Below are 9959 nucleotides of genomic sequence, written 5' to 3'. Positions count from 1 at the left end.
CGGCTGAACGCCTGGGAGGGCCGGGCTGCCGACGCGCCGGTGCGGGGAGCCGGGCCGCAGGCATGACGGTTCGAGGCGAGCCGGGCTTCCGGCACGCCGGTTCGGGGAGAGCCGGGCTTCCGGCACGCCGATTCGAACGGCACCGGATCGGCGGCCGCGGGCCGGGGCGGACCCGTCCGCCGCTCCGAACGGCCGGCAGGGCCGAGGCGAACGGCACGCCGGCCCACTGTCCGCGGAGATGCGGTAGCTCGCGCACCTGGGCGCCAGGTGGTGCGCAGGTCCGGGTGTGCGAAGGCGGGCCAGGGTCTTTCGTTTGGATCAGGCCGGATCAGGGAGCGGAGGCTGGTGCGTGCAGCTGCAAGGCGGAGGAGGCAGTCGACGCGAAGCGTCGACAACCGACGCCAACGCCGCTGGGGGCACCACCCACGCCCTTGAGGCAGTGAGGGAGCGCGTGCCAGACCCCGCGAGCCCGGCATGATCCAAACGAGAGGCCTCAGGAGTCCGGCGGGGAGGCGGGGTCGACCGGGTCGACCGGGTCGACCGGGTCGTCCATGATGCCCCGGTCCAGGCGCGCGTCGCCGTAGACGTCCACGGCCATCTCGTCGGCCGCCGCCGTCGTCAGGGCGTGCAGGGCGGAGACGAGCACCGCGCGTTCCTCGGCGGGCAGCCGCTGCACCAGCGTGCGGATCTCCGCGCGCCGGTGCGCGAGCACCCGTGAGACCAGTTCGTGGCCGTCGGCGGTCAGGCTCAGCACGACCTCTCGCCGGTTCTCCGGGTTGGTCCTGCGGTCGACCAGTTCGAGCGCTTCGAGCCGTCCCACCATGCGCAGCGCGGTGGAGGGGTTGACGCTCAGCGTGGCGGCCAGGGCGACGAGCTTGACCGGTCCGCAGGTGTCCAGCACGACGAGCGCCCGCAGTTGGGGCAGGGTGAGCGAGTCGTCGGTGGAGGCGAGCGCGCGGGCGGAGATCGCCACGAACAGCCGGGAGGCGGCCATCACGGCCACACCGAGCTCCTCGGCCTCACGGTCGAGGGCCTGCTGCCCCGGGCGGTCGCCGGGACGGGCGTGGCCGGGGCCGCCGGTGTCGTGCTGTGCCATGGTGGCCCCCTTCCGCCGCTCCGCCGGTACGGACGGAGACGACCACGCGCGGAGAATCATTGCAGAGGGCAACGGGGCTCGACAGGGCGTGTCCGGCGCGCCGCTGTCGGGCCTCCGCTCGCCGCGGGCCGGTCACCGGACCGCGGCGGGCGCCGTGCACCGCCTGCTCAGGGGGGTGGCCGGCTGGGCGGCCGGTGCGCCGTGCAGCGCCTCCTCAGGGGGTGGCCGGCTCGGCGGCCGGTGCGCCGTGACCGGCGTCGAGCTGGAGTCGGAGTTCCCGGCGCAGATCGGCCGGGAGCCGCCCCGACACCGCCCACTCGACGACGAGTTCGGCGACGTGCTGTTCCTTGATGTACGTGTGCGCGGACATCGCGCGCAGCACGTCACGGGCCCGGTCGTGAGTCACCCCGCCCACGATGGCCACGATGTCGGTCGCCTCGTCCAGCAGGCGGCGTGGGCGGTCGGCTGCGGTCATGTAGGTCTCCTCACCCGGCGTGCACGCGGACGCGCCTGTTCAGGGCTGCCTTCGCCGTGGCGGCGACGCCCGCGCCGAGGGCGAGCGCGGAGGCGACCGCGGCGGGGTGGCGGGCCAGGGCGGCCTCGAAGGAGCGGCTGTGCGAGGAGCCGTCGAAGATGCCGTGGGCACCGCGGTCGCCGCCTTCGGGCCGGTCCACGGGTTCGAACAGGTTGCTCTCGCCGCTCGGGGGCCGCAGGTCGGTCTGCTGGGAGTCGAAGCCGGTGCGGGCCAGGTAGCGGTCGAGCAGGGCGGGGGCCAGGCGGTTTGCCCAGACGGTCGCCAGGGTGCTGGCGCCGATGTAGTACTGCTTGCGGCCGGGGTGGTCGGCGGCGTGGACGACGCCCCGGGCGGCGACCTCCGGCTGGTAGATCGGCGGAACAGGCTGCGGATGCCTGGGGAGCCGGGAGCGCACCCAGGAGAACTGCGGCGTGTTGACGGCGGGCATCTGGGCGATCGTCACGCGTACGTTGCTGCCGCGGTGCAGCAGTTCGGTGCGCAGGGACGAGGTGAAACCGTTGATGGCGTGTTTGGCGCCGCAGTAGGCCGACTGCAGCGGGATGGCCCGCTCCCCCAGCGCCGAGCCGACCTGCACGATGGTGCCGCGGTCGCGCGGCAGCATGCGTGTGAGCGCGGCACGGGTGCCGTTGACGAAGCCGAGATAGGTCACCTCGGTCACCCGTCGGTACTCCTCGGCGGTGATCTCGTCGAAGGGCGCGAAGACACTGGTGAACGCGCAGTTGATCCATACGTCGATGGAGCCGAACGCCTGCTCGGCGGCGTCGGCGGCGGATTCTACCTGCCGGCTGTCGGAGGTGTCGGCGACCTGGACGAGGGCCCGGCCGCCGAGCGACTCGATCTCCTTGGCGGCGGCGTCGAGGCCTGCTCGGCCCCGGGCGATCAGGACGACGTCGGCGCCGCGCTTGCCGTACTCGCGCGCGGTGGCGCGGCCGATGCCGGCACTGGCGCCGGTGATGACGACGGTCTGGGGCATGGGTCGGCTCCTTACCCGGCGGTGCGCGCCGGCGGCTGGGGCTCCTGGGCGAGGCGGGCGGCGGTCTCCAGGAGCAGGGCGTGGACGAATGCCTGCGGCAGGTTGCCGCGCAGCTGGCGCTGGGCGATGTCGAACTCCTCCGCATACAGCCCGGACGACCCGCAGGCGCCGCGGTTGCGTTCGAACCAGCGGTGTGCGGCGATGTCCTCGCCCTGCTGGTGCTCGGCCAGCGCCATGACGAACCCGCACAGCAGGAACGCGCCCTCGGCCTGCTCCAGCGGCCGGTCGTCGTGCCGGAAGCGGTAGATGAAGTGGTCCTCGGTCAGTTGTTCGCGGCAGGCGGCGAGAGTGGCGCGGGTTCGCGGGTCGTCGGCGGGCACGGCGCCGCGCAGGGCGGGCAGCAGCAGCGCGGCGTCGACCTTGGGGTCGTCGGGGGCGCGCTGCCAGTGGCCGTCGGCGTGCACGCCGGTGGCCGTGGTGGCGGCCAGCAGGGTGTCGGCGAGTTCGGTGCAGGTGCCGGCGAAGGCGCGGTGCGGTGTCACGCCGGCCAGGGCGCGCAGCCCGGCCACGCAGATGAGCCTGCTGTGGGTCCACGGCTCGGGGTCGAGCTCCCAGATGCCCGCGTCCGGCTCCCGCCACCGCTCGGCGACGGCCCGCACCGCGAGGTCGGCGGCCTTCCATCCCTCGGCGTCCAGCCGGCCGGCGCGCGCCGCCGTGGCGAACAGCAGCATCGCCTCGCCGAAGCAGTCCAGCTGGAACTGTCCCGACACCTGGTTGCCGATCCGGCTGAACCCGCCGGGGTAGCCGGGCAGGTCCAGTTCCCGCTGGCGGGGGACGGGCGTGCCGTGCACGGTGTAGGCGGGGGCGAGCTGGGGTCCGTCCGCCAGCAGCCGTTCACCGACGAAACGGACGGCGGCGTCCAGGAGCTCCGGGGCGTTCACGGCCGCCGCGGCCTGTCCGGCGTAGCTCTGGTCGCGGATCCACACGTACCGGTAGTCGTAGTTGCGTCCCGCCTCGGCGCGTTCGGGCAGGCTGGTGGTGGCCGCGGCGACCATGCCGCCGCCGTGTGTGGTCAGCCCGCGCAGCAGGACGTAGGCGCGGCGGGCGTCACCCGGGGCGATGGTCTCCTCCAGGGCCGGCACGCCGCGCCGCCAGGCCTGCTCGGTCGCGGCCCAGCACTGGCCGGCCCGGGGCGGCGTGCGGGGCAGCGGAGCATCGGAACAGTCCAGCACCAGGTCGTGGGACTCGCCCGGCTTCAGCACCAGGTCGGCGGTCAGGCCCTCGGCGCGGACGGTGGCCGCCGGCGCGCCCTGCAGACGCAGTCGATGGCGGCCGGAGTTGAGGTGCCAGACACCGTCGTCGTCGCGGTGCGGGAAGGCCGTCGCGGCCCGGCCGTAGTCGGCGTGCGGGTCGAGTACGAGCCGCACGTGGGCGGTTCCGTCGACGGCCATCAGGTGCCGCAGCAGGACCAGGCGGTCCGCCTCGCCGGGGAAGGCGAGGGCCTCGCGGCACTCGATGACGCCGTCGGTGGTGATCCAGCGGCTGCGCCAGATCAGGGTTCCCTCCTCGTAGTAGCCGCCGGGGACGTAACGGCCGCGCGGGGTGAGGGCGTAGACGCCCCGGCCGCCGATGAGGGACGCGAAGAGGGCGTCGTCGTGCCAGGTGGGGGCGCACAGCCAGTTGATGGCGCCGTCCGGTCCGATCAGTGCGCCGCGCTCCCCGTCGGCCAGCAGCGCGTAGTCGTGGAGCGCGTGCGGCGGGAAGAATGTCATGCTCATGTCTGCGATGCCTCCTGCGGCCGGCCCGTCGCGCGCCGTGCGGGCGGGCGGGCCGTCGGGTTCCACGCGGGTGACGTCGGCGGGGCGGTGGGCGGCCCGGGGCGGCCCGGTGCCGTGCGCCGCCCCGCCGCCCGCGGGAGGGGCGGACACCGCCGTGTCCACGCCCTCCACGACCGGTCCGTCGCTCACGGGGCGTGCCTGGCGTGCGGCCGCTCCGTGCGGTGACGGCCGCCGGGCAGGAACTCCTGCACCTTGGCCTTGAAGCCCTGGCGGACCATGGCGGCGCGGTCGCTGTCGCCCTTGAGGACGGAGGCCGCCGCGGCCTCGATCTGGTCGAGGGTGGCGTGCGGCGGGATGGGCGGTACGGCCGGGTCGGTGACGAAGTCGAGCACGCACGGCTTGTTGCTGCCCAGCGCGGCCTTCCAGGCGCCCTTCACCTCGCCCGGCTCCTCGATCCGCACGCCGTTCAGGCCGATGGACCGGGCGAAGTCGGCGTAGGCGACGTCGGGGATCGACTGGGAGGGCAGGAACTGCGGGGCGCCCGCCATGGCGCGCATCTCCCAGGTGACCTGGTTGAGGTCCTGGTTGTTCAGGACGGCCACGATCAGGCGCGGGTCCTCCCACTCCTGCCAGTACTTGGCGATGGTGATCAGCTCGGCCATGCCGTTCATCTGCATGGCCCCGTCGCCGACCAGCGCGATCGCCGGGCGGTCGCCGTGCGCGAACTTGGCGCCGATGACGTACGGCACTCCGGGTCCCATGGTGGCGAGCGTGCCGGACAGCGACCCGCGCATGGCGCCGCGCATCTTCAGATGGCGGGCGTACCAGTTGGCGGCGGAGCCTGAGTCGGAGGCGAGGATGACGTCGTCGGGCAGCAGATCGTTGAGGGTGTGGGCGACGTACTCCGGGTTGATCGGCTCAGCGTCGACGGCGGCGCGCCGCTCCATGACCTGCCACCAGCGGGCGGTGTCCTTCTCGATCTTCTTGCGCCAGCTCTTGTTCCTGTGCGCCTTGAGCAGCGGCAGCAGCCGGGTCAGCGTCGCGCGGGCGTCGCCCACGAGATTCACCTCGAACGGATAGCGCAGACCGACCATGTGCGGGTCTATGTCGATCTGCACGGCCCGTGCCTGACCGAACTCGGGCAGGAACTGGGTGTAGGGGAAGGACGAGCCGATGACGAGGAGGGTGTCGCAGTTCTCCATCAGCTCGTACGACGGCCGGGTGCCGAGCAGGCCGATGGCGCCGGTGACGTAGGGCAGGTCGTCGTCGAGGGCGTCCTTGCCGAGCAGTGCCTTGGCGACGCCGGCGCCGAGCCGCTCGGCCACCGCCATGACCTCCTTCCGAGCCCCCCGGGCACCCTGCCCGATGAGGATCGCGACCTTCTCCCCGGCGTTGAGCACCTCGGCGGCGCGCGTGAGGTCGTCGTCGGAGGGCACCGCCGCGTACTGCGGCATGCCGAGGCTGGAGGGGACCATCTTGAAGGCGTGCTCGGGCGGCGAGTAGTCCAGTTCCTGCACGTCGGCGGGGATGATGACGGCCGTCACCGAGCGGCGGGCCATGGCGGTGCGCATCGCCCGGTCCAGCACGTTGGGCAGCTGCTCGGGGACGGTGACCATCTCGCAGAAGTCGGAGGCGACGTCCTTGTACAGGCTCAGCAGGTCGACCTCCTGCTGGTAGGAGCCGCCCATGGCGCTGCGGTTGGTCTGCCCGACGATCGCGACGACCGGAACGTGGTCGAGCTTGGCGTCGTACAGGCCGTTCAGGAGATGGATGGCGCCGGGCCCGGACGTCGCGGCACAGACGCCGACCTTGCCGGAGAACTTGGCGTAGCCGACGGCCTCGAAGGCGGCCATCTCCTCGTGCCGGGCCTGGATGAACCGGGGGTTGTCGTCGGCCCGGCCCCAGGCCGCGAGCAGCCCGTTGATGCCGTCGCCGGGGTAGGCGAAGACGTGCTCCACACCCCAGTCGCGCAGGCGCTCGAGGACGTGGTCGGAGACCTTCATCGACATGTTCGAAGACCTTTCGGGGGTTCGGGGTTGCTTTCGGCAGGGCGCCGTCACGGCCGGAGCAGGCGCCGCACGGCTCGTCGGCCCGCGACGGTCGCGGCCGTCGCCGTGAGGGCGGCGGTGCCCGCGGTGGCCGCCCACCGCGCCGCGCGGGAGGGGGCGGCGGGCCGGACGGCCAGGCGCTCGGGCTGCTCACTGGGCAGGTTCCCGTCGAGGCCGAGGGCAAGCACCTCGGCCAGGTGCAGGGCTCGGCGTCCGGTGTGGCCCTGTTCGATCTGGGTGCGGCAGCTGAAGCCGTCGGCGAGGACCAGGCTGTCGGGGGCCGCCGCGCGGACGGAGGGCAGGACGCCCTGTTCCGCGACGGCCATGGAGACGTCGTGGTGGCCGCGTTCGAAACCGAAGTTGCCGGCCAGGCCGCAGCAGCCCTCGTCCAGTACGTCGGCGTCGAGGTGGGCGCGGCGCATGAGTTCCCGGTCGGCGTCGAACTTCATGATCGCGTGCTGGTGGCAGTGCGTCTGCACCGTCGCCTGCCGGGCGAGCCGCGGCGGCTGCCAGCCGTCGGGCGCGTGGTGCACCAGCTGCTCGGCGAAGGTGCGCACCTGCCCGGCCAGCCGCTGGACGTCCTGGTCGGCCGGCATCAGCTCGGTCGCGTCGGCGCGGAACACGGCGGTGCAGGACGGTTCCAGGCCGATGATCGGGGTGCCGGCGTCGAGGTAGGGGCGCAGCACGTCGAGCGTGCGCCGCAGGACCTTCTCGGCGGTGGTCAGCTGCCCGGTGGAGATCCAGGTGAGGCCGCAGCACACCGGTTCGGTGGGTACAGCGACGTGGAAGCCCGCGTCCTCGAGCACCCGGACGGCCGAGATGGCGATCGACGGGTGGAAGTAGGCGCTGAAGGTGTCGGGCCACAGCACCACGGTGCGCGGGTCGGCCGGGTCGGGCTCCTCCTGGTCGCGTTCACGCCACCACTGCAGGAAGGACTGCCGGGCGAACACCGGTGCCGGCCGCTCGCCGGCCACGCCCGCCAGCGCCTTGCCCACCCGGGCCAGGAGCGGCGCCTGGAGCAGTGTGTTGACCAGGGTCGGGGCCAGGCGGGAGAGCCGGGCCCACACCGGCAGCCAGCCCAGGGAGTAGTGCGCGGCCGGGCGCAGCCGGCCCTCGTAGTGGTGGGAGAGGAACTCGGCCTTGTACGTGGCCATGTCGACGTTCACCGGGCAGTCCGACTTGCAGCCCTTGCAGGCCAGGCACAGGTCGAGGGCGTCCTTGACCTCGGTGGAGCGCCAGCCGTCGGTGATCGTGGAGTCCGCGTGGCCGCCGAGCATCTCGAACAGCAGCCGGGCCCGGCCCCGGGTGGAGTGCTCCTCCTCCATCGTGGCCCGGTAGGAGGGGCACATCACACCGCCTTCGTGGCTGCGGCAGTTGCCGATGCCGACACAGCGCATCACCGCGCGCGTGAAGGAGTGCTCGTCCTCCGGGTAGTCGAAGTGCGTCTCGGGGGTGGCCGGCCGCCAGGTGGGGCCGAGGCGGAGCTGCCCGTCGACCGGGTTCGGGTCGACGACCTTGCCCGGGTTCATCCTGTTCCCCGGGTCGAACACCCTCTTCATCTCGCCGAACGCGGTCACCAGCCGCTCGCCGAACATCCGGGTCAGCAGCTCGCCCCGGGACTGGCCGTCGCCGTGCTCGCCCGACAGCGAGCCGCCGTAGGAGGACACCAGGTCGGCGGCGCGCTCGACGAAGCGCCGGAAGTCGGCGACGCCGTCGGCGGTCTTCAGCCCGAAGGGGATACGGGTGTGGATGCAGCCCTGCCCGAAGTGCCCGTACAGCGAGGGGTGATCGTAGCCGAACTCCTCGAACAGCTTCTTCAGGTCGCGCAGATAGTCGCCGAGCCGTTCGGGCGGGACGGCGGAGTCCTCCCAGCCCTCCCAGGTCTCCCGGTCGTCCGGCGGCCGCGCGGTCACACCGAGACCGGCCTCACGGGCCTTGAGCATCTTCTCCTCGCGGGCGGGATCGTCGGAGAAGGCCACGGTGGAGTCCTTCTCGCTGCGGCCGATGGCCCGCAGCAGCGCGTGCGCCTGCTCGTCGACCTCCTCCTGGCTGTCGCCGCTGTACTGCACGAGCAGCCAGCTGCCTCCCTCGGGCAGGACGTTGAGGGACTCCAGGTAGACGCCCTCCTCGCGCATCAGCTGCGCCATCCGCCCGTCCAGCGCCTCCAGCTGGCTGGGCGAGCAGTGCTCCAGCAGCCGGGAGACGTCGTCGCCCGCCTGGCAGATGTCCTCGTAGCCGAGCACCAGCAGCGACTGGTACGCCGGGACCGGCACCAGATCGATCTCGGCCCGCAGTACGGTCACCAGGGTGCCCTCGCTGCCGACCAGGGCACGGGCGACGTCGAAGCCGTTCTCCGGGAGCAGCGAGTCGAGGTTGTAGCCGGAGACCCGGCGCGGGATCTTCGGGAAGCCGCGCCGGATGTCGGCGAGGTACTCGGTGGCGATACGGTCCAGACCGGCGTAGATCTCGGCCCTGCGCCCGCCCTCGGCCGCGATCCGGGCCCGCTCGGCCTCGGACGTGGGCCCGACCCACATGCGCAGCCCGTCGTAGGTGAGGACTTCGAGCCGGCGCACGTTGTCGACGGTCTTGCCGTAGGCCTGCGCGGAGGCGCCGCAGGAGTTGTTGCCGATCATTCCGCCCAGCGTGCACTGCCGGTGGGTGGACGGCTTCGGCCCGAACTGCAGGCGGTGGTCGGAGAGCAGGCTGTCGAGCTGGTCGAGGACGATGCCCGGCTCGACGACGCAGGTGCGGGCGTCGGGGTCCACGGAGATCAGGGCGTGGCAGTACTTGGTCCAGTCGATCACCACGGCGGTGTTCGTCGACTGGCCGGCGAGGCTGGTGCCGCCGCCGCGGGAGAGCACCGGGGCCCCGAACCGGGCGCACACCTCGACCGCCTCGGCCCCCGCCTCCACGCTGCGCGGCACGACCACGCCGAGGGGCACCTGACGGTAGTTGGAGCCGTCCGTGACGTAGGCGCCTCTGCTTCCGGCGTCGAAGCGGACCTCGGCGTCCACCGCCGCGCGCAGCGCCGCCTCCAGCCCGGCCACGTCCACCGTGTCCACGGACGGGGCGTCGAGGGGGGATGTGCGACTCATCAGGGGCAACCGCCTTCCTGGAGCGTGCGGGACGTCTGGGCCGTGCCGGCCGTGCCGGCCGTGCCGGCCGTGCCGGCCGAACCGAGGCGGCGGGGAGGGCCGCCGCCGCAGGCCGGGTACCCGCCCTTGCAGTGTGCAAGGGTGCTTTTTGCCGCGCGCGTCGTACGGCGATCGTGTGACGCCCCGCCGATCTTGCGCGGCCGGGCGAGGGGGTCCGGTGTGGCCGGGTGAGGGATGTCGGCGGGCACGACGGCCCGGCCGGGCAAGGGTGAACGCGGCTGCGCCCGGCGGTCGGGCTGTCGGCTCTTCCCGCCGGGTCCGGTTCTGCTGCTCCCGCGCGAGGGTTGACCCGATCGAGTGAGCGCCGTGCCGTCGAACCCGAGGCGACCTGGTCAGGCGTCCGCGCGCCGGCTACGGACGAGCACCATGCCGTC

The 9959-nt window shown here is 73.2% G+C and carries 6 protein-coding genes; all 6 read right to left on the bottom strand.

Annotated elements, in window-relative coordinates; all coding sequences use genetic code 11:
• Window positions 1-493 precede the first annotated feature (493 nt).
• The gene (locus tag BZY54_RS37770; RefSeq protein ID WP_086729855.1) at window positions 494-1096 is read right to left on the bottom strand and encodes a MarR family winged helix-turn-helix transcriptional regulator; all 603 of its coding nucleotides are present in this window, start codon (window positions 1094-1096) and stop codon (window positions 494-496) included.
• A 214-nt stretch (window positions 1097-1310) separates the two neighbouring features.
• Window positions 1311-1571, bottom strand: coding sequence for a hypothetical protein (locus tag BZY54_RS37765; protein ID WP_086729853.1), 261 nt, complete (start codon window positions 1569-1571; stop codon window positions 1311-1313).
• A 10-nt stretch (window positions 1572-1581) separates the two neighbouring features.
• Complete coding sequence (locus tag BZY54_RS37760) at window positions 1582-2604, bottom strand: SDR family oxidoreductase (RefSeq protein ID WP_086729852.1); 1023 nt, start codon at window positions 2602-2604, stop codon at window positions 1582-1584.
• Window positions 2605-2615: 11 nt separating this feature from the next.
• A complete protein-coding gene (locus BZY54_RS37755) occupies window positions 2616-4382 on the bottom strand; it encodes a glycoside hydrolase family 15 protein (RefSeq protein WP_086729856.1) in 1767 nt (588 codons plus the stop codon).
• Window positions 4383-4567: 185 nt separating this feature from the next.
• Entirely contained in the window at window positions 4568-6391 is a 1824-nt protein-coding gene (locus BZY54_RS37750; protein ID WP_086729850.1) for a thiamine pyrophosphate-requiring protein, read from the bottom strand.
• 47 nt (window positions 6392-6438) lie between these two features.
• The gene (locus BZY54_RS37745; protein WP_086729848.1) at window positions 6439-9525 is read right to left on the bottom strand and encodes an FAD-binding and (Fe-S)-binding domain-containing protein; all 3087 of its coding nucleotides are present in this window, start codon (window positions 9523-9525) and stop codon (window positions 6439-6441) included.
• Window positions 9526-9959: the final 434 nt, after the last annotated feature.

Origin of the sequence: Streptomyces carpinensis (assembly GCF_002154505.1) — a bacterium.
In the GTDB taxonomy this organism is placed as follows: Bacteria; Actinomycetota; Actinomycetes; order Streptomycetales; family Streptomycetaceae; genus Streptomyces; species Streptomyces carpinensis.
Note: the sequence above shows the minus strand (reverse complement) of the source record. Positions and strands in the feature narration are given on the sequence as shown.